This window comes from Bradyrhizobium erythrophlei, from assembly GCF_900142985.1.
Classification (GTDB): domain Bacteria; phylum Pseudomonadota; class Alphaproteobacteria; order Rhizobiales; family Xanthobacteraceae; genus Bradyrhizobium; species Bradyrhizobium erythrophlei_B.
Map to the genome: position 1 here is coordinate 1,699,772 of NZ_LT670849.1, position 19,594 is coordinate 1,719,365.

Here is a 19,594-nt window from a genome sequence, read left to right on the forward strand (position 1 = left end):
AGGATTTGACCGGTTCAGGCCACGGCTCTCGACGGCGCCCTCACCTCGCGGCCGCGCATCAGCGCCGCGTAGGACAGCGCGCCCAGCGCGGCCCCGATCAGCCAGCCCCAATCACCGACATTGGTGATGACGCCATAGGCGCCTGCCAGCGCGAGCCCGATCGAGATCGCAGCCGAACCGGCCAGCGCCAGCAATGCTCTGCTGTTCCAGCCGTTCTCGAAATGCAGCGAACCGGTTGGCGACATCGAATAGAGATCGTTGAGCACGATCTGCTGGCGTTTCACGAGGTAATAGTCGGCGACCATGATCCCGAACATCGGACCCAACGCGGCGCCGAAGATGCTGACGAAGATCGTGATCGCCTGCGGGCTCGAGACGAAGATCCACGGACACACGATCACCGAAAGGATCGAAGTGATGAGGCCGCCGCGACGGAAATCGATCTTGCCGGGATAGAGATTGGAGATGTCGTAGGCCGGCGACACGAAGTTGGCGACGATGTTGATGCCCATGGTGGCGACGATGAAGGTGATCGAGCCGATGGCAACGACCCAGGGGTTTCCGATGCGTTCGACGATAGCGACGGGGTCCATGATCGCCTCGCCGAACACTTTCACGGTGCCTGCGGTGACGATCACGGTGATGATGGCGAACACGATGAAGTTGACGGGAAGGCCGAGGAAATTGCCGACCTTCATCGACCGTTCGTCTTTCGCGAAACGCGAGAAGTCGCCGAAGTTGAGCAGCAGCGCGGCGAAATAAGCCACGATCAGCATCGCTGCATTCGCCATATGCCCGATCGCGGATCCTTCGGCACGCGGGCTCAGTTGCAATGACAGGCTGGAAACGCCGGTCTGCATCACGATCCAGATCGCCAGCGCAAACATCACGATGTAGACGACCGGTCCGCAGAAATCGATGAACTTGCGGATCGTTTCCATGCCATTGAGGAAGATCAGGAGTTGGAAGATCCACATGAAAAGGAAGCTGCCCCAGCCCAGGAGCGTAAGCCCGGCAAAGCCCGAATGGGTCCACGCTTCGGCGGCGGGATAAAACGTCAGCACCAGCGCTTGAACAGCTTTCGAGGCGAAGTAGGTCTGCACGCCGTACCACACGATGCCGACGATGCCGCGCAGGCCCGCGGCGACATTGGCGCCCATCACGCCAAACGACATCCGTGCCACGACCGGAAACGGCGTGCCGTATTTCAGCGACGGACGCCCGATCAGGTTCATCAGGAAATACACGATGGTAATGCCGACCACCATCGCCAGCAGCACTTCCCATCCGTTCAAACCGAGGAAGAAAAGGCTCGCGGCGAAGGTGTAGCCGCCGACCGAATGGACGTCCGACATCCACATCGCGAAGATGCTGAAGATGCCCCACGTGCGTCCCGCCGGAGCAATCGGCGCCAGATCGTGGTTATAAAGTCTGGAGTTGGCATTCGGGACGGCAATGACGGGTATGTCGTTCGGTGAACCTGACATCGGGCACTCCTCCACGCGGCGGCGAAGATGACGGATTAATTAAAGCAAGTCCCGCGCCAAGGGGGTAGCGTGCGAGCCCCGCGTCATCGCGTCTCTTTCGCGCGGTGCGGCCGCTGGTCTTTCGGGATCACGAACTTCAAGCCGGACCAGGTGTCGTCGATCGCGCACACCTTGATATCGACGAGGCCAAGGGGAAGCGCCGTGTCGCGCACCACGACGTCGCTCAGATCGCTTTCGACACCGGAAGACTTTTTCGGCCACGACACCCAGATCATGCCGTCGGGTGCGATCGCCTTGCGGTAACGCCGTAGCTTTGCGACGAGGCCCGTCGTGCGCGTTGCGAACAGGTGCACCATGTCGAGGGACGGTTTCGGTTCGGCCTTGATCGTGACCTCGGCCGGCAACGGGCCGACCATGGCGCCATAGGCCGAGGGCGCGCCATCGACAAAAATACAAAAGCCCGGCTTGATGCCGAGCTTTTGCGCAACTGGTTTGCTTGTGTAGCCGGCCATGGCCACGGGGCGTGATTTACGCCTGCGGCTGCGGCTCCAGTCCGGGATCCGGATCGGGACGCGGACGCGGCTTGCCGGCGGGCGGCACCGCCGAGGCACGCGGCGTCGTCGGCTCCAGCACCGACTCGCGGTTCGGCTTCTTGCCCTTCAGGAGATCCTGAATCTCGTCGCCGGTCAGCGTTTCGTATTCCAGAAGGCCCTTGGCGAGCACTTCGAGATCTTCACGCCTGTCGGTGAGGATCTGCGTGGCCTGGTTGTAGCCCTCCTCGACGAACCGCCGGATCTCGGTGTCGATCTTCTGAACCGTCGCCTCGGAAGCGTTCTGGGTACGCGACACCGACATCCCCAGGAAAACCTCGTCCTGGTTCTCGCCGTAGGACACGGTTCCGAGTGCTTCCGAAAGACCCCAGCGGGTCACCATCATGCGTGCCAGCCGCGTCGCCTGCTCGATGTCGGAAGAGGCGCCGGAAGTTACCTTCTCGCGGCCGAACACCAGTTCTTCGGCAACACGACCGCCCATCATGATCGCCAGGCGTGACGTCATCTGCTCGAGCGACATCGACAGCTTGTCGCGTTCCGGCAGTTGCATCACCATGCCCAGAGCGCGGCCTCGCGGGATGATGGTTGCCTTGTGGATCGGGTCGGTAGCGATGACGTTGAGGCCGACGATCGCATGGCCGCCTTCGTGATAGGCGGTCAGCAATTTCTCTTCCTCGGTCATGACCAGCGACTTGCGCTCGGCGCCCATCATGACCTTGTCCTTGGCCTCTTCGAACTCCGCCTGCGTCACCATGCGCTTGTTGCGGCGTGCAGCCGTCAGCGCCGCCTCATTGACGAGGTTCATCAGGTCGGCACCGGAGAAACCGGGCGTGCCGCGTGCGATGGTCTTGAGATTGATATCCGGCGCAAGCGGCACCTTGCGAACGTGAACCTTGAGAATTTGCTCGCGGCCAACGACGTCCGGATTGGGCACCACGACCTGGCGGTCGAAGCGGCCCGGACGCAGCAGCGCCGGATCGAGCACGTCGGGACGGTTGGTGGCTGCGATGAGGATGACGCCCTCATTGGCCTCGAAGCCGTCCATCTCGACCAGCAACTGGTTCAGCGTCTGCTCGCGCTCGTCATTGCCGCCGCCGAGGCCTGCGCCACGATGCCGGCCAACCGCGTCGATTTCGTCGATGAAGATGATGCACGGCGCGTTCTTCTTGGCCTGTTCGAACATGTCGCGGACGCGGCTTGCGCCGACGCCGACGAACATTTCGACGAAGTCCGAGCCGGAAATCGTGAAGAAGGGAACGTTGGCTTCGCCGGCGACCGCACGCGCGATCAGCGTCTTGCCGGTGCCGGGAGGACCGACCAGCAGCACGCCGCGCGGAATCCGTCCGCCGAGCCGCTGATACTTGCCGGGGTCGCGCAGGAATTCGACGATTTCCTGCAAATCCTGCTTGGCCTCATCCACACCGGCGACGTCTTCAAAGGTCACACGGCCGTGCGCTTCGGTCAGCATCTTGGCGCGCGACTTGCCAAAGCCCATGGCCTTGCCGGCACCGCCCTGCATCTGCCGCGACAGGAAGATCCACACGCCGATCAAGGCAATGAATGGCAGCCACGACACCAGGAGCGAGACGAACCACGGCACATTGTCGCCGGGCGGCTTGGCGGTGATCTGCACCTGGCCGGCGTAAAGCTTCGCTACCAGCGTCGGATCATTCGGCGCATAGGTCTGGAAGCTCGAACCGTTGGTGAAGGTGCCGTGAATCTCCGGCCCCTGAATCACGACGTCGCGCACGTGCTTGGCGTCGACCTCAGTCAACAGCTGCGAGAACGAGATATCCTGTGACGAGGCGCGCTGACCGGGATTCTGGAAAAGCGTGAACAAGGCCAATAGCAGCAGGACAATGATGACCCACAGGGCGAAATTGCGCAAATTGGCGTTCATTGACTTTCCTTCGTGGTCGCGCGGATCGCGGCCTTGTTCCCTGGGGTAAGCGCGAGAGAATCCCTACGGCGACTGCGAATTACAATTTAGGTGCCAAGGCGCTCCCTGCCAAGGGAACCAGATGAGACTATTTAGCCTATCCCGGGACAATTGCGGCTCAATTCATGTCGCGGAAATACGGTGTTTTCGGGGGTGGTTAAGGCCCGCAAAACACGAAAGGTCTCGCAGAAGGCCGGTCTAACTCCCCCGCCGCCGGCGTGGCGGGGCCGGTTCGATGACAATTCGCCCCCGAGCGAGGCTGATGACCGCGCCGGCGAGGGTCTGTTTCAGCTTCACCGGCCGCCCTTTGCCGGCCTTTCGCAACGTATGATCGAAAGCGGCCAGCAGAGCCTCTACCTTGCCCAGTTCCGCCGGCCCCTCATGACCGAACCGTTCGATCGCGCGCAGCAGAAGCCGCAGCCGAATCTCTTCGGCCAGAGTGGCGAAGCTGGCCGCATCGAAACTGACACCGTTGGACGGGCGAAGCGCTGCCGGTTGCGATGTCGCCGCGGCGTCCTTTAACGCCAGATAGCGCGCGGCGCCGTCGACGAGGACTTCGATCGCGGCATTGGCGCGCGCCAGCCGCGATGCCAGCCTGGCGAGGTTGCGCGCATCGCCGCCTTCGACGGCAAGACCTTCGATCACCTTGCGGATACGCGGCCTGGTGAAGCTGGGATCGCGGTTGGTCGGATCATCGGCAAAGCCGATCCCGGCCCTTTCAAGCGTTGCGATCAGCTGCGATTTCGAAATGTTCAGAAACGGGCGGCCGATGAACACGCCCTCGCGCTCGCTCTCGCGGGCCATCGCCGCCAGACCGCCGATGCCGCTGCCGCGCAAGAGCCGCATCAGCAAGGTTTCGGCCTGGTCGTCGCGGGTGTGAGCGGTGAGGATGTGGCTGGCGCCGCTGCTCCGCGCGACGCCGGTGAGCAGCCGATAACGCGCCAGTCGCGCCGCCGCCGGAATGCCTGTTTTCGGTTTGACGGCGGTCCAGCGCATCGTGCGATGCGCCACGCCAAGCGTGCGCGCCAAGCGCTTGACATCGCGCGCCTCACGCGCGGCCTCTTGCCTCAGGCCGTGATCGACCGTCACCGCCAGCAGTCGTGGCCCGCGCGAGAGCGCATTTCGCCAACGCGCCGCGAGCCACATCAAGGCGACGGAATCCGGACCGCCGGAAACCGCCAGCACCAGCGCTTGCGCGTTCTTCCAGTCCGCAAACAGGCTTTTGGCCTGCCGCGCCGAGATCGGGGATTTGTCGTCCTCAGGCATGACGTCGCCGGCTGATCGATTAAGGCCGTGAAGCGGACCTTAACCTATGTGCGACGCACTAGCACTTCGAGCGTTTCTGCTCGCGATCGACGGCCTGCTTGATGGTGCCCGCGGCGCGCGGATACTTCCGCGCCACCTCACCGAAGGCGGCACAGGCGGCTTCCTTTTCCTTCAACGCGGCCAGCGACTGGCCGAGCCGCAGCAACGCATCAGGGGCTTTCGCCGAGCGGTCGAACTTGGTCGTCACGCCGAGAAAGGCTTCGGCCGCCTCGCGGTATTGCTGGCGCTGGAAGAAGCTCTCGCCGAGCCAGAACTGGGCTTCCGCCATCATCGGATCGCTCGGATATTTGCGCTGGAAGTTGCGCATGGTTTCTTCGGCCAGCGCATAGTCCTTGCGCTGGATATAGCCGACGCCGAGATCGAACTCGTCGCGCGGCGTTGCCGAGGGCGGCAGGGTGGTGAGCGCGCCGGTGCCGTTGGTGTTACGCGGCGGCGGAGGCGGCAATGCGCCGGCGGGCGCCCCGCCCGTGTTGGCGAGGTCGAGTGGGTCACCGGCCCCTCGCCCGCCCGGTGCGCCGATTGGCGCCTCTGCGGGCATGGGCAACTGGCCACCGCCAAGCGCGCGCGGCGCGCCGGGCGCGTTGGGATTTTGCGTGGGGTCGAAGGCGTCGCCGCGGCGACCACTGCGCGGCCCTGCGGGCTCCTGAGCGATCGGCGCGGGGGCTGCGACCTGCGACTGATAACCTCCGGGCGGCGTCTGATAGGCCGGGGGCTGCTGCGGATAGGACGGCGCCTGTTGCACCGGAGGCATCGCGGCCGTGTTCGTCATCGGAGCGCCCGGCTGGCCGGGCGTCCCACCTTGCGGCGATCCCGGCGCACCGCTTTGGAGCGCCCTCAACCGCTCTTCGAGCTGCCGGTTGCGATATTGCAGTTCCTCGTTTTGCCCGGTGAGCTGCCGCAGCTGATTTTCGAGCTGCTGGATCCGGACTTCCGGATCGACGTCGTCGGATTGAGCGAGCGCCGGGGCTTGCCCTGCGAAAGCGCACAGCACAAGCGCCGCTGCCAACGCGGCAGCGCAGGTGGTTTTATGAATCCTGAATGACATTTGGGCGTTACGGCCAGTGAGCGCGACGGTGGATCAGCTTGAGAGAGGGAGTACGCCAAAAATGTGACTGAGACAAATCACGGCCATTGCCGGGCACTAGTCCAAAAGCACAACCGGCGCCGCTCGTTTCCGAGGGCGCCGGCAAAACTTTTCCAGTCAAGCGCTTTTAAGAGTTCGCGTTCAGCACCGTGACGGCGCGGCGATTCTGCGACCAGCAGGAGATGTCGTTACAGACCGCGACCGGACGCTCCTTGCCGTAGGAGATGGTGCGCATCCGCGATGCATCGATGCCGCGCGAGGCGAGGAACGAGCGCACCGACTGTGCACGCCGTGCGCCGAGCGCAATGTTGTACTCGCGGGTGCCGCGTTCGTCGGCATGGCCTTCAATCGTGAAGCTATAGCGCGGATAGCTCTGCAACCACTGTGCCTGCTTCTCCAGCGTCGCGATCGCCTGCGGCGACAGATCGGTCTGGTCGCTCTCAAAGAAGACGCGATCGCCGACATTGACAACGAAGTCCTGCTGACTGCCGGGCGTCGCCGCGCTCGCCATCGCACCATCGGTCAACGAATTCTTGGCGCAGGCACCCATCGACAGCGCAATTGCAAGCGCTGCAGCCAGCTTCAAACCCTGGAGGATACGCATAGGTTGTTTCATTCGGGAGCCTCCACGCTCACGTTTTCGACTTCTATCCGGTCTACAGGGCGATGGTTAAGCGAACGTTCCGTCAACCTTGATGGGGTGTTGCCGAACCCGTTCAAATGCCCCCAAACGGCGAAAAGCGACCGAGATGGTTAATGGGTTGTAAATGTGGCACGAGGGTGAAGGCAAGGGCGTTCCCCCAAATATATCGTTTTTTCAAGGTGATCGGCGGGGTTTTGCCCGCAAAAACCCCGCTCCGGCATAGCAAGTCCGATCGGGAGGTCTCCCCCGCTTGCAGGAGCGGCGACCGATGCTGAATGAGGCTGTCTAGCGCTCCCTGGCCGGACTAGCCGGTCGGTGAAATCGGGGCCTGCCCGAGCGGAAGTTCCGGCAGGTCGAGCACCGGGGATATCGGACTACGGCTTCGCCCGAACAGCATCTGCCGCTCCGCCTCGGTTGAACGGAACAGCGGATAACGCCGAAATACCTTGTCGCGCAGTTTCGGATAATCGACGGCCATCAGGCAGAGCGGCTTGGTGAGCGTCGGATAGGGACGCGGCAGGCACAGCGGCTGGTGCAGGAACACCCGGCGGTAGAACGCCTGATGCTCCTTGCGAACGGTCGCGGTGCCGATATCGGCATTGAAATGCTCGCACGCGACGTAAGCGAGCCGCAGCGTCACGTAAGGCAGCTGCGGATATTTGGTCCGACGGACAGGATCGGCGACGAACCGGTTGGGGTCGACGATTACTTTTCCTCTGGCCAGTTCCGGCTCGAGTAGGTCGGGAAATGCGTCAACCGCCGGCGTGTCACTATGATGAGGTGCCGCGACGCTGATACGGACTGAGCTGGTCAGCTCGCCGCCGAGATAGATACCGAAAGTCCATGAATTCGGCAGCTCGTCGAAACGATCGGCAAGTCGTCGCTCGGCGCACGGCTCGATTGCACCTTCGTTCAGATAGGCGCGGTATCTTAAGTTGTAGATTTCTTCCTTTTCAACTTCTGTTTCTGCCAGCCGGTACTCGACTTGGTCCAGAAGTTCGATTTGGCTCTGGAGGGGGCCGCTTCGCGTCTCTTGCACTAAACTCAATCAGACCTCCTGCAGCAGCCGCCTTGCCGCATACAACCGAAGGTTAATTCTTTCTTACCGCAAGTGCAAACAGATCGGCCGAACACGGTTAACCCGGCGGTCGCAAAAAACCTTTCGCGGACGGGAATAATAATCCCGCTCGACCGGTGCCCGGCGGCGCAAGAATATTTCTTAAGCGATTGATCGCGAGGGGATGATTTCGCCGTCCGCCCGGCGGCCGTGGGAGGCGTCCAGAAGCTGGCGGACCCGCATCGCGGGCACCGGCCGGCTGAACAGATAGCCCTGGGCTTCGCTGACGGTGCCGTCAGCATTGACGAGCTCCAGCTGTTCGTTGGTCTCGATGCCCTCGACCACGACCGACATGCCGAGGTCTGCGCTCAGACGCGCAACGCCGCGCAGCAGCCGCAGCGGCCGGTCGGTGTCGATGCCTTCCAGGAACGACCGGTCGATCTTGACCTTCTGCAATGGGAAACTGTGCAGATAGCTGAGGCTCGAATAGCCGGTGCCGAAATCGTCCAGCGAAATCCGCACGCCGAGTTCGCGCAACTGCGAGAGCAACTCGTGGGTGAGCTGGGTGTTGCGCAACAGCGAGGATTCGGTGATTTCGATTTCGAGCCGACGCGGCGGCAATCCCGAGACGTCGAGCGCGTAACGGACTTCGCTCAAGAGATCGCGCTGGTGGAACTGCTGCGGCGAGAAGTTCACCGCAACGCTGACCGCCTCTGGCCACTGCATGCATTCCAGGCACGCCTTGCGCAGGATCCAGCGGCCGAGGTCGACGATCATGCCCATATCCTCGGCGACCGGAATGATATCGGCCGGCGACACGGTGCCGCGAAGCGGATGATTCCAGCGCAGCAACGCTTCGCAGGTCGAAATCTTGCCACTCTGGAGATTGACCAGCGGCTGATAGAACAGCTCGAACTCCTCGTTGGCCAGCGCCCGGCGCAGGTCGAGCTCGAGGATGCGGCGCGCCTCGACGGTCTGCGCCATTTCCTCGCGGAAGAAACAGAAGGTGCCGCGGCCGTCCGCCTTGGCGCGGTAGAGCGCCATGTCCGCGTTCTTCAGAAGCGTATCGGCGCCGACGCCCGACGTCATCGCGATGCCGATGCTGGCGCCGATCTCGACCAGATGATTGTCGATCTTGTAGCGCTCGCTCAAATGATCGACGACCCGGCGGGCGAGTGCCGCGGCCTCATCGGGCGAGTGGATGTTTTGCTGGAAGACCACGAACTCGTCGCCGCCGAACCGCGCCACGAAATCCTCAGGCCGCAGCATCGCGCGCAAGCGGTCGGCAACCGCGCACAACAGCTGATCGCCACAGGGATGGCCGAGCGTGTCGTTGACCTGCTTGAACTGATCGAGATCGATGAACAGCAGCGCCGACATTTCATCGCTGCCGTGCGGATTTGCCAGCAGGTGGCCGATTTCGTCGCGGAAATTGACCCGGTTCGGCAGTCCCGTCAGTTCGTCGTAACGAGCCAGATGCGTGATCCTGGCTTCCGCGTTGCGCCGTTCGGTGACGTCTTCCAGGAGAACGACGGCGCCGCCGTCGGCCATCGGCTGGAACGCCCACGACAGCGAGCGGCCGCGCGCCACGTCCGGATCGGTCGTGATGATGCCCTTTGCCTGCGGGTTCTCGATTTCGGCGAGGATCATGTTGGCGTTCGCTTCCGAGATCGACCCGGCATCGACGCAGGCCGCAAGGATGCCGGATGCGCTGGGACGCAAATGCGCCAGATCAGCCGGCAGGTCCATCATCTCGCCGAAGCGATGGTTCATCACCGCCAGGTGCCCGTCGCTCGTGAACATGCACAGGCCGTGCGGCATGTTGTTCAGCGCGGTATCGAAACGCGTGGCGAGCGCGGCCTCCCGCATGCTGGAGGTCAGCGCATCGACGAAGATCGCATTGAGGCTGAGGTTGATGTATTTCAGGCCGACGAAGAACAGCGCCAGCAGCAGCCCGAGCCCGGTGTAGTAGACGTCGCCGTGCAGGATCAGCGCCAGCGCCAGCGGCGCGCAGGAGAACACGATGTGGCGCTGGATGATCCAGGGGCGTGCGTAGTTGCGTCCGGCGCTGGCAGCCGTGTATCCGATGGTGACGGCGGTGCACAGCATGTGCGCGATCGCGTCGTCGCTGCCGAGCACCACGACAAAGCACCACAGGCCGAGCGAACTCGCGTAGAGGTCGGCCAGATTCTTGTAATTGTTTTCCCACCAGGGCGCGCGCTCCGGCGTCAGCGGAGATACCCGCCGCTCCAGTTCGTATTCGCGCATCTGCATCGCACGCGCCACGCCGACGATCGAAATCCAGATCGCACACGGCCAGATCATGTGATTGCCGGTCTTCAGCGCCGTCATGACCGCGACAATGGTCGTGCAGAAGGTCCCGGCCAAAGTCGCCGTGAAATTCTGAAACAGCGAATCGACCAGCGCCGCATAGATGGAGGGCGGCAGCTCTTCTCGATTGCCTTGCTTTTTCTCGTCGACCAATTGCATGCGGACCGCAGACGTCATTTGCCGGCGCAGTCTTACCTGCCGGGGGTGAAGTCTTTCTGAGGGAACATCGTTACCGGGACGTTGTTTTTTGCCCCAATATTCCAAATCTGCCCACGGAATCAGCAGGCTAAGCACGGTTTGCCGTCCATCGAACCGATGGCTCCGGCAATTTCCGCATTAACCCTGTCAGGACAGCAGTGGCGACCAGGCCGGATCGGAGGCGAAGCCCGGCGTCGGGACGCGCTGTTCGAAGCGTCCGGAAATATCGACCGAAAACAGCGACGGCCCACCATTACCACCGGGATCACGGAAGAACATCAGCACCCGGCCGTTCGGCGCGAATGTCGGCCCTTCATTGTGGAAGCCCGACGTGAGAATCCGTTCCCCCGAACCATCGGGCTTGATGATACCGATGGAGAACTGACCGCCGCCCTGTTTGGTAAACGCAATGTAATCACCGCGAGGCGACCAAACCGGCGTCGAATAGTTGCCCTCGCCGAACGAAATGCGCTGCGCCTGGCCGCCGCTCGCGCCCATCACGTAGATCTGCGGCTTTCCGCCGCGGTCGGATTCGAAACAGATGCGGGAGCCGTCGGGCGAATAGGACGGAGACGTGTCGATCGCCGGCGTATCGGTGAGGCGCGTGGTCGACTTCGACCGCAGGTCCATCGCGAACAGGTTCGAATTGCCGCCCTGTTGCAGGCTCATGATCACGCGCTGTCCATCCGGCGAAAAGCGCGGCGAGAAGGTCATGCCTGGAAAGTTGCCGACGATTTCGCGCTGTCCGGTTTCGATATTGAGGAGATAGACGCGCGGGTCGCCCTGCCCGAATTCCATGTAGGTGATTTCCTGGGTCGAGGGCGAGAAGCGCGGCGTCAGCACCAGATCGCTGCCGCGGGTCAGGTAGCGAACGTTGGCGCCGTCCTGATCCATCAGCGCGAGCCGCTTGACGCGCCGCTCCTTGGAGCCCGTCTCGTCGACGAACACCACGCGGCTGTCGAAGTAACCCTTCTCGCCGGTCATTCGCTCGTAGATCTGGTCGGAGATGATGTGGGAAATCCGCCGCCAGTTTTCCGGCTGGGTGAAATATTGCTGACCGGCGAGCGGCTGACCGGTCGCGACGTCCCACAAACGGAACTCCGCCTTCAACCTTCCGTCCGGCTGGCGCGTCATGCGGCCGGTCACCAGCGCCTGCGCGTTGATGGTCTTCCAGTTGTTGAACTGCGGCACCGCGTCGAAGTTGACGGCCTTGTCGAGGTAGGCCGCCTGATCGATCGGCGCGAACAAGCCGCTGCGCCTGAGGTTGTTGGTAATGACCTGGGTGACACCGGCGCCGACATCGCCATCTGACGGTGTGCCGGCGGCGAAGTTCGGAATCGCGATCGGGACCGGCTGGAAATCGCCCTCCTGGACGGTGATGCGCTTTTGCGCGGCGGCCTGACGAGCGGGGACGCTTGCGAGCAGGCCGATCGAGGCCATGCCGGAAACGAGCTGACGGCGGTTGAAGCGAAACGGCATCGGGCGCGATCGGTCTTTGTCAGTCATTGGCAGGGTTTCATTTCATATACGCGGAACGTAACGCCCACGTTTCAGCTTCTTCGTCACGTTTCAGCCTCTTCGTTCCGTGAACACCGGCGCGAAGAATTTCCATTCCTCGAAATAGGCCGCCGGAAGGTTATACGGCTGGCATTCGATGATCGCGCGCAGCGCGCTCTCCTGATAGACCTTGAGATAGGGGGTCGCGGGCGCGCCATCAGGCACCGGCATCGCTTCCAGCGTACCGTCGCGCTTCAGCCGGATCGAGAAAGCGGCTTCCGGATTCTGGCTTTCGATTCCGCCATAAGGTTTTTTCCAGCAGCGTTCGACCTGTTGGCGGAACATCGCGCCCCAGGTGGCGGAATTGTCGGCGGCTGAGCCCTTCGCCGTGCCGAGCGCGGCGTTGGAATTGATCGTATCGCCGGTGACGGCCTGACGCGACGGTTCACGCTTGTCGAGAAGGGCCGCGATCTTGGTCTGATCGAAGGTGCGTTCCTTCGGCTTTGGCGGTTGCGGCGGCGGTGGCTTTGCCGCCTCGACCTGCGGCTTCGGCGGCTTCTTCTCTTCCTTCTTGATCGCGTCCGCGATCGGGTCGGGAGTTTCCGGCTTCTTCTCGACCGGCTTCGGCTCTTCCTTCGGCTTGGCTTCGGCCACGGGCTTGGGCGGATCGGGCTTTTTCTCGACCGGCTTTTCGATCGGCTTCGGTTGCGGCGGCGGCGTGGTGTCGGTAACGACCGGCGGCTTCTCGGTGATCTTACCCACGGCGTCGTCGACCGGCGGCTTGGCCTCGGCGACCTTCTCCACCAGCGGCTTGGGATTCTTCTTATCGCCTGTCTTCATGCCGGCCATGGCCTTCGAGAGCTGATCGGCGGAGACGACGTCGACGGCGACAGTGTCCTCTTCCGGCATGACGTAGGCCTTGGTCGAAAACGAAAACAGTCCCCACCCGAACACGAGGACGTGCAGGAGAATCGACGCAATAATTGTCTTGTCGACCTTGCCCTTCAAACCAGGCCTTCCGTTCGATCCAGGCGTCGCTTCGTCGGTCACTCTCTACGAGCCCTGCTCCGGGATGATGACAATATTAGCCTTGAAGCCAGCGGTCCGGATCTGCCCGAGCAATTTCATCATATCCGTGTAGCAGACATCCTTGTCGCCGCGCAGATAAACCACGCTTTCGGCCTCCGACCGCGTCTCGCGGATCGCCTTGATTTTAGTCAACAAATCGGCCGCCGCAACCGGCGCATCCCCAAGATAAAGCTCGACACTGGAGTTGCAGCTGCCGTTGGTCCGCTTCACCGACAAGGTCAGCGGCGGGGTGTTGTTGGCGATCGATTTGCCGCCGGAGGCGACCGGCAGATCGATATCGATATTCGAGGTCATCAGCGGAGCCGCCACCATGAAGATGATGAGCAGCACCAGCATCACGTCGACCATCGGCGTGACGTTGATTTCCGCCATGACGGCGGCACGCCGGCCGCCGCGACGTCCGCTGCCGGACGAGCCTGCCATGTTCATCGCCATGTTTCGGTGCTCACGATGGACTCACGATCGGTTCACATGATTTGGGTTCGGGCGTCACCCGCGCTCGTCGATCTGACGCGACAGGATGGCCGAGAATTCGTCCGCAAACCCTTCCAGCCGTTGGGCTTGCCGGTTCACCTCGGAAGTGAACTTGTTATAGAAAATAGTCGCCGGGATGGCGGCGATAAGGCCGATCGCCGTGGCAAAAAGCGCTTCCGCGATACCGGGCGCCACCACCGCCAGCGAGGTGTTTTTCGAAGCCGCGATCGACTGGAAGCTCGACATGATGCCCCAGACGGTGCCGAACAGGCCGACAAACGGTCCCGCCGAACCGACGGTCGCAAGCACCAGAAGCCTTCGCTCCAGCCGCTCGATTTCGCGCGCGATCGAGACGTTCATGACCTTTTCGATCCGCATCTGAAGACCGGCAAAGGACCGCGCCTGGCTCTCGAAGGAGCGCTTCCATTCGCGCATCGCCGCGACGAAACAAGCCGCCATCGACTGCGTCGGTTTGGCGGCGAGCGTGCGGTAAAGCTCCTCGATCGACTGGCCCGACCAGAACGCCTGCTCGAAGCGATCCATCGCACGACGGGTGCGCGAGTAGAGAATGAGCTTGTCGATCGCGATCGCCCACACCCAGACCGAGCAGGACAACAGTCCGAGCATCACGCATTTGACGATCCAGTGCGCCTGCCAGAACAGGGCAATCAGCGAGACGTCAGCGGATGGCAGCGGCAAGGCGGACTGTGCCACGTCAGCCGGATTCATAAGCGATGTCCTCTCAAAGCGAGTTTCCCAATTCTTCGGCTGACAGAAATGCAGTGGCTTCCGATTCCTACGGCCGCGTGAAAAGCGCGGGCAATCTACGCCGGCGCGAAAAGCCGTGATGAGTCACATGGGAGGCCCGTCCAAAGCCGGGGCTGGCTTCCCCTGCCAACGTGTCAAAACAAGGGCTTTCCGCGCGTCCTTTCGTCTCCCACCAGACGACAATCGTGGTTAACGTCCGGTTACCAAAGGAGATTTCGGCCAGGGGAAATACCGGCCCGCCAAAGACTTAAAACCGCCTGCAAGCAGCCGTTTCGACGGCAAAAAGCAAGCCGCCCGTCTGCTTTCGCAGGCGGGCGGCTCGAGGGCCTCAAGGCGGTAAGGGGCGGTTACGCCTTAAGTCCTGGTTCCGGTCTCAGTTCTGGGGCTGATCGTCGGACGGCGGCGTCGGACGGGTGCGGTGCTGCGCCATGAACGCATCGAACTCTTCCTTGTCCTTGGCGTGACGCAAACGGTCGAGGAAGTTCTTGAATTCGACCTGCTCCTCTTCGAGCCGCTTCAGCGTATCGGCACGGTATTCGTCGAAAGCGCGGTTGCCGCTCGAGCGCGGGCCGAAGCCGAAACCGCGCTGATAAGCTTGCCAGGTTTCCATGTGGTTGCGCATCCGCTCCATCTTGTACTGCATCCGCTCCATCTTGTGCGCCCAGCGATCTTGATGACTCCAGCAACCCATTTTTCTGCTCCCGAGTGTGAAAAAGAGAAGGGCAAGGCCGATCGGCCACCAGATGAAGAAGCCGAGAATCGTCACGGCGATCCAGCCGGGATGCCAAGGCGTCTCGAGCATGCGGGGGCGGTGGTACTCTTCGGTCGGGCCGCGCCATCGATTGACATCTGCGGTGTAGGCCATTTCCCTCTCCATCGGCGAATGCCGTTGTGAATGTAAATAACATTTACATACGTAAACCGTTCCAGTTTTTTGTCAAGCTGGGCGGACGCGCGCCCGGCTAAATTATTTTGGGCGGCCCCAGGGACCCGATGAAGGCCCCTGTGGAGGATCGGGTGGCAAGGGCGGCGGCCCCGGAGGCGCTTTCCCCTGATTTTTCGCCTGATCTTTCCCTTGATCTTTGCCGTGGGCTTCCTGCGCCGCTGACCGGCGGTCGGTCATAAAACCGAGGCCGCGCAAATAGATCAGCACTTCGGCTTCCAGAAGTTCCTCGGCCGACATCGGCAGCTTGCGCCGCGCCGCATCCCCACGGGCAAACAGCGACGCCACGCCGTGTGACATCGACCATATGTGAAGCGCCATCATCAGCGCCGGCGGCCGCGGCGAACCGGGTGGCGCCAGCGCGGCGAGGCGCTCGGCAGCAGCACGGATCACGGCAAAGGCGCGCTCGGCCGCAGCGTGCAAGCCCGCGCTGACGTCGGCCGCCAGCCCGGATTCGAACATCGCGGAATAGAACGCCGGCTTCTCGCGCGCGAAAGCGAGATAGGCTTTGCCGACCCGCTCGAACGCCGACACGGTATCGGGCCGCCCATCATCCCAGGCTTCCGACAGAGCGGATTCGAACTGCTCGAAACCGCGTTGCGCGATGTTCGACAGCAATTCGTCCCGGTCGCGAAAATGCCGGTACGGAGCCGCCGGACTGACACCGGCGATCCGCGCGGCGTCGGCAAAGGTGAAGCCGGCCGCACCTTTCGTGGCAATGAGGTCGAGCGCCGCTTGCAGCAGCGCCTCCTTGAGATTGCCGTGGTGATAGCCGCGCTCGGTGCGGCCGGGGTCTTTGCGCCAGCTCATGTAAATAGCTTTTACATGAAGCCAGCCACGATTAGAAGCCCGTGCGCCGCCAGCAAGCGGACCCACGGACTTCAAACCAGAACGCGGTTAGCGGACTTCTCGCCCCGAAGGCGACCTAGTGGAGCGGATTTGACATTCGCTACCCCATAGCCGCGCATTCGCAATGCGAATGTCAAATCCGAAACTCCACTAGAAACCTATATTTGGTAGTGGTCCTCTGATTCTAACATTCGCAAAAGTGGCCGCCGAGAAGGGATGCGAATGTTCGGACCACTAGCCGCCCGGGATCGGGAGCACCGGCATGACTTCCACGGACTCGCCGGGGAAGATCGAGAAATGCGGATGGTCCTCGAACATCTTCGCCGCCGCTTCATGCGAGGCCGCACGGACCACCGTGAAGGCGCCCATCGCGTTGGTGACGTCGGCAATGCCCTGGGCATCGACTTTCTTGGTCTTGCCGAGAGGCCCGCCCATCTGGACGAGGGACGCCTGATGCTTCTCGACCCAGGCCTTCCACGCGGCCATCCCGCGTATCTCGCGCGCTTTTCGCTCGGTCTCGGACAGCGCGTTCCACGCCGTCCACTTCGCACTGTTCTTGCTGCCAAGGAAGACAGCGAGGAAGGTGTCGTTCGTGCTCATCTGATTTCTCCTGGTTTGCGGTGATAAAAAATCGTTTCAGCACTTGGCCTGCATTTCGGTGAACCCGGCGGCGGCCTTCTGGACGTCGGGCGGGAAGTCCGTCATCTCGAAAACCTGTCGAATCTCGATGGTCTCGTTGTTGGCGGCCGGGCAACGTTTGGCCCAGGCGATCGCTTCCTCGCGCGACTTCACGTCGATCATCCAGTAGCCGCCGATCACCTCTTTCGACTCGGTGAAGGGACCATCGATGACGACCGGCTTGCCGCTCTCGAACGAGACCCGTACGCCCGAGGACGGCGGGTGCAAACCGTCGAGGGTGATCAGGACGCCGGCTTCCTTCAGCGCCTCGTTGTATTTCATCATTGCAGCGACGGCTTCTGCCGGCGGCGTGGCGCCCGGCGCCGCGGTCTCATAGCCCCGCGGGATCATCAGCATCATAAAACGCATCTTGTTCTCCGTTTTCGAGATCGGGAAGCCCCGGACAGGCCGGCGCTCCCCCATATGACGATTGACGCCGGGCACTCCCGACATGGGCCGAGGAATTATTTCAAACGACTTGGCGGCCCGGCGGGTCGCCATAGACGTCTCATTTCGCGGCGATCTCGCCGACCGTGGTCCAGAAATCCGAAAATACTGCCGGCGGCGTCGGCGAATCCATTACCCGCTGGGTCAAGAGAATGCCGGTGAGCTGTGCGTTCCGATCGGAATACCAGGTCGTGCCATAGCCACCGTCCCAGCCGAAGCGGCCGGGCGCGGCGTTCGGATCGTCGATCCCGGTGAAAACGGACAGGCCAAATCCCCAGCCCCGGGCGCTACCGAGGAACAATTGCGACTCGCGCTTCTCGTCCGGCACGATGGTGTTGGTCGTCATCAAACTGATGGATTCGCGCGACAGCACGCGCGGGCTGCCCGCACCGCCAGCATCGAGCATCATCCGGGCGAAGGCGTTGAAGTCGTCCGCGGTCGAGACGAGGCCGGCTGCGCCGTTTTCAAACACAGGCGGATTTGAAAATCGGCCCGTCACCGGAGGGTCGAAGACCTTCAACTGCCGCGCCGCGGAATCGTACATATAGGCGCTGGTGAATCGATAGTGTTTGTCTTTGGGCGCGTAGAAGGCGGTATCCTTCATGCCGAGCGGCGCAAAAATTCGCTCGTTCAGGAATTCGCCGAACGTCTTGCCTGCAACCCGCGCGATCAGCACGCCGAGAATTTCACTGCCGGCGTTGTAGAGCCAGCGCTCGCCCGGCTGATAGACCAGCGGCAGGCTGCCGTAACGCCGCATCAGATCGTCGGGCGGAAACGACGGGAACACCGGTCCCGGCGCGAGACCCGCTTCCGCATAGGCCCGCTGAATCGGAAGACGTTCGGGGAAAACCGGAATCATGCCGTAGCCGCAATGGAAGTTAAGCAGATCGCGCAACGTGATCGCGCGGCGCGCCGGCACGGTTTGATGCACCAGCGCATCGGACCTGAGCAGCACCTTGCGATTGGCCAATTCCGGCAGCCATGGATCGACGGGGTCGTCGAGCTTCAAGCGGCCCTCCTCGACCAGCACCATCGCGGCCGCCGCCGTCACAGGCTTGGTCATCGAGGTGATGCGAAAAAGCGAATCGCGCAGCATCGAGGAACCTTCGAAGGCAAGCCGCCCGATTCCCTCGGCGTGGACTTCGCCGTGATGGCTGACCAGCATCACGAGGCCCGGCACATCGCCGCGCTCGACGTGACCGGCCATCACACCCCGGAGCCGATCAAATCCCGCTTTCGAAATCCTGCCCTCACTCGTCATTCCGCCGTTTCCTTCCCGGTGATCTCTCTCTGGCGTCGGGTTCAAGGTCCTTTGCCGGGGCGCAACAAAGCAGAGCTGGGCCTTCCATGCTAGAGAGAAGGTAATGCAAGTCAGGATGGAACAGGCATGACCGCTTCCTCGCAAAAAGTCGCATTGGTCACGGGCGCCGCTCGCGGCATCGGGCTTGCCGTGGCCAAACGCTTTCTCGCCGATGGCTGGCGCGTCGCACTGCTCGATGTCCTCGGTGAGCCCCTGGCAAAAAGCGTGGCCGCGCTGGCCAGGCCCGACGACACGCTAGCCCTGACTTGCGACGTTTCCGACGCCGGCGCGGTCGCTCTCGCATGTGCGGAGATCGAGCGCCGTTTCGAACGGCTTGACGCGTTGATCAACAACGCCGGCGTCGCGGTATTCGAGCCGCTGATGGAAACCTCGGACGCGGACTGGAGCCGTGTGCTCGCGGTCAACCTCACCGGGCCATTCCTGTGCACCAAGGCCACGGTGCCCTTGATGCGCCATCACGGCGGCGGCGCGATCGTCAACATTACTTCCATTTCGGGATTGCGCGCCTCGACGCTGCGCTCGGCCTACGGCACCAGCAAGGCGGGGCTCGCGCATCTGACCAAGCAGCTTGCGGTCGAACTCGCCGAACTCGGCATTCGTGTCAACGGCGTGGCGCCGGGACCGGTCGACACTGCGATGGCGAAGGCGGTTCACAGCGCGGAGATCCGCGCCGACTACCACGACGCGATCCCGCTTAACCGCTACGGTCTCGAGGAGGAACTGGCGGAGGCCGTGTATTTTCTTTGCAGCGACCGGGCAAGCTACATCACGGGCCAGATTCTTGCCGTCGACGGCGGCTTCGATGCGGCCGGCATCGGCCTACCGACGCTGCGCGGCGCGAGACGAAACGGATAGAAGCCCGTCTCTCCAGCGAGCGAACTTGCTTATTTTTCGATTTCCTTCGCTGGCGCA

Annotated in this window: 18 protein-coding genes; 1 reads left to right on the forward strand and 17 read right to left on the reverse strand. The window is 62.5% G+C overall.

Annotated features, from left to right (window positions below):
* Positions 1-14 precede the first annotated feature (14 nt).
* From BUA38_RS08000 to BUA38_RS08080, 17 genes are all read right to left on the reverse strand, one after another.
* Entirely contained in the window at positions 15-1,487 is a 1,473-nt protein-coding gene (locus tag BUA38_RS08000) for an NCS1 family nucleobase:cation symporter-1 (protein ID WP_072817453.1), read from the reverse strand.
* 83 nt (positions 1,488-1,570) lie between these two features.
* Positions 1,571-1,999 carry a DUF3052 family protein gene (locus BUA38_RS08005; RefSeq protein ID WP_072817454.1) on the reverse strand — a complete coding sequence of 143 codons (429 nt, stop codon included), beginning with the start codon at positions 1,997-1,999 and terminating at the stop codon, positions 1,571-1,573.
* A 16-nt stretch (positions 2,000-2,015) separates the two neighbouring features.
* Entirely contained in the window at positions 2,016-3,938 is a 1,923-nt protein-coding gene (gene ftsH / locus BUA38_RS08010) for an ATP-dependent zinc metalloprotease FtsH (RefSeq protein ID WP_072817455.1), read from the reverse strand.
* A gap of 237 nt (positions 3,939-4,175) precedes the next feature.
* On the reverse strand, positions 4,176-5,243 hold the full coding sequence (gene tilS / locus BUA38_RS08015) for a tRNA lysidine(34) synthetase TilS (RefSeq protein ID WP_072817456.1): 1,068 nt from the start codon (positions 5,241-5,243) through the stop codon (positions 4,176-4,178).
* A gap of 58 nt (positions 5,244-5,301) precedes the next feature.
* Positions 5,302-6,348, reverse strand: a complete 1,047-nt coding sequence (gene ybgF / locus BUA38_RS08020; RefSeq protein ID WP_072817457.1) for a tol-pal system protein YbgF — start codon at positions 6,346-6,348, stop codon at positions 5,302-5,304.
* Between the two features lie 166 nt (positions 6,349-6,514).
* Positions 6,515-7,003, reverse strand: coding sequence for a peptidoglycan-associated lipoprotein Pal (pal, locus tag BUA38_RS08025; protein ID WP_072817458.1), 489 nt, complete (start codon positions 7,001-7,003; stop codon positions 6,515-6,517).
* Between the two features lie 331 nt (positions 7,004-7,334).
* Positions 7,335-8,078, reverse strand: coding sequence for an N-acyl amino acid synthase FeeM domain-containing protein (locus tag BUA38_RS08030; RefSeq protein ID WP_072817459.1), 744 nt, complete (start codon positions 8,076-8,078; stop codon positions 7,335-7,337).
* A 171-nt stretch (positions 8,079-8,249) separates the two neighbouring features.
* The gene (locus BUA38_RS08035) at positions 8,250-10,577 is read right to left on the reverse strand and encodes a putative bifunctional diguanylate cyclase/phosphodiesterase (protein WP_072825935.1); all 2,328 of its coding nucleotides are present in this window, start codon (positions 10,575-10,577) and stop codon (positions 8,250-8,252) included.
* A 186-nt stretch (positions 10,578-10,763) separates the two neighbouring features.
* Positions 10,764-12,095, reverse strand: coding sequence for a Tol-Pal system beta propeller repeat protein TolB (gene tolB, locus BUA38_RS08040; RefSeq protein WP_072825936.1), 1,332 nt, complete (start codon positions 12,093-12,095; stop codon positions 10,764-10,766).
* Between the two features lie 90 nt (positions 12,096-12,185).
* Positions 12,186-13,121, reverse strand: coding sequence for a protein TolA (locus BUA38_RS08045; RefSeq protein WP_072825937.1), 936 nt, complete (start codon positions 13,119-13,121; stop codon positions 12,186-12,188).
* Between the two features lie 45 nt (positions 13,122-13,166).
* Positions 13,167-13,637: a biopolymer transporter ExbD gene (locus BUA38_RS08050; protein ID WP_072817460.1), complete on the reverse strand. Its 471-nt coding sequence runs from the start codon at positions 13,635-13,637 to the stop codon at positions 13,167-13,169.
* Between the two features lie 54 nt (positions 13,638-13,691).
* Positions 13,692-14,405, reverse strand: coding sequence for a protein TolQ (gene tolQ, locus BUA38_RS08055; protein WP_072817461.1), 714 nt, complete (start codon positions 14,403-14,405; stop codon positions 13,692-13,694).
* Positions 14,406-14,817: 412 nt separating this feature from the next.
* Positions 14,818-15,309: a DUF2852 domain-containing protein gene (locus BUA38_RS08060; protein ID WP_072817462.1), complete on the reverse strand. Its 492-nt coding sequence runs from the start codon at positions 15,307-15,309 to the stop codon at positions 14,818-14,820.
* A 102-nt stretch (positions 15,310-15,411) separates the two neighbouring features.
* Positions 15,412-16,197, reverse strand: coding sequence for a TetR/AcrR family transcriptional regulator (locus tag BUA38_RS08065; protein ID WP_072817463.1), 786 nt, complete (start codon positions 16,195-16,197; stop codon positions 15,412-15,414).
* Positions 16,198-16,470: 273 nt separating this feature from the next.
* Positions 16,471-16,836 (reverse strand): hypothetical protein, encoded by a 366-nt coding sequence (locus tag BUA38_RS08070; protein WP_072817464.1) that lies wholly within the window; start codon positions 16,834-16,836, stop codon positions 16,471-16,473.
* A gap of 36 nt (positions 16,837-16,872) precedes the next feature.
* Positions 16,873-17,283: a YciI family protein gene (locus BUA38_RS08075; RefSeq protein WP_072825938.1), complete on the reverse strand. Its 411-nt coding sequence runs from the start codon at positions 17,281-17,283 to the stop codon at positions 16,873-16,875.
* A 139-nt stretch (positions 17,284-17,422) separates the two neighbouring features.
* On the reverse strand, positions 17,423-18,622 hold the full coding sequence (locus BUA38_RS08080; RefSeq protein WP_072817465.1) for a serine hydrolase domain-containing protein: 1,200 nt from the start codon (positions 18,620-18,622) through the stop codon (positions 17,423-17,425).
* Between the two features lie 126 nt (positions 18,623-18,748).
* On the opposite strand from BUA38_RS08080, the gene BUA38_RS08085 reads away from it, so the two are divergent.
* Positions 18,749-19,537, forward strand: a complete 789-nt coding sequence (locus BUA38_RS08085) for an SDR family NAD(P)-dependent oxidoreductase (protein ID WP_072817466.1) — start codon at positions 18,749-18,751, stop codon at positions 19,535-19,537.
* The last annotated feature ends 57 nt before the right edge of the window (positions 19,538-19,594 follow it).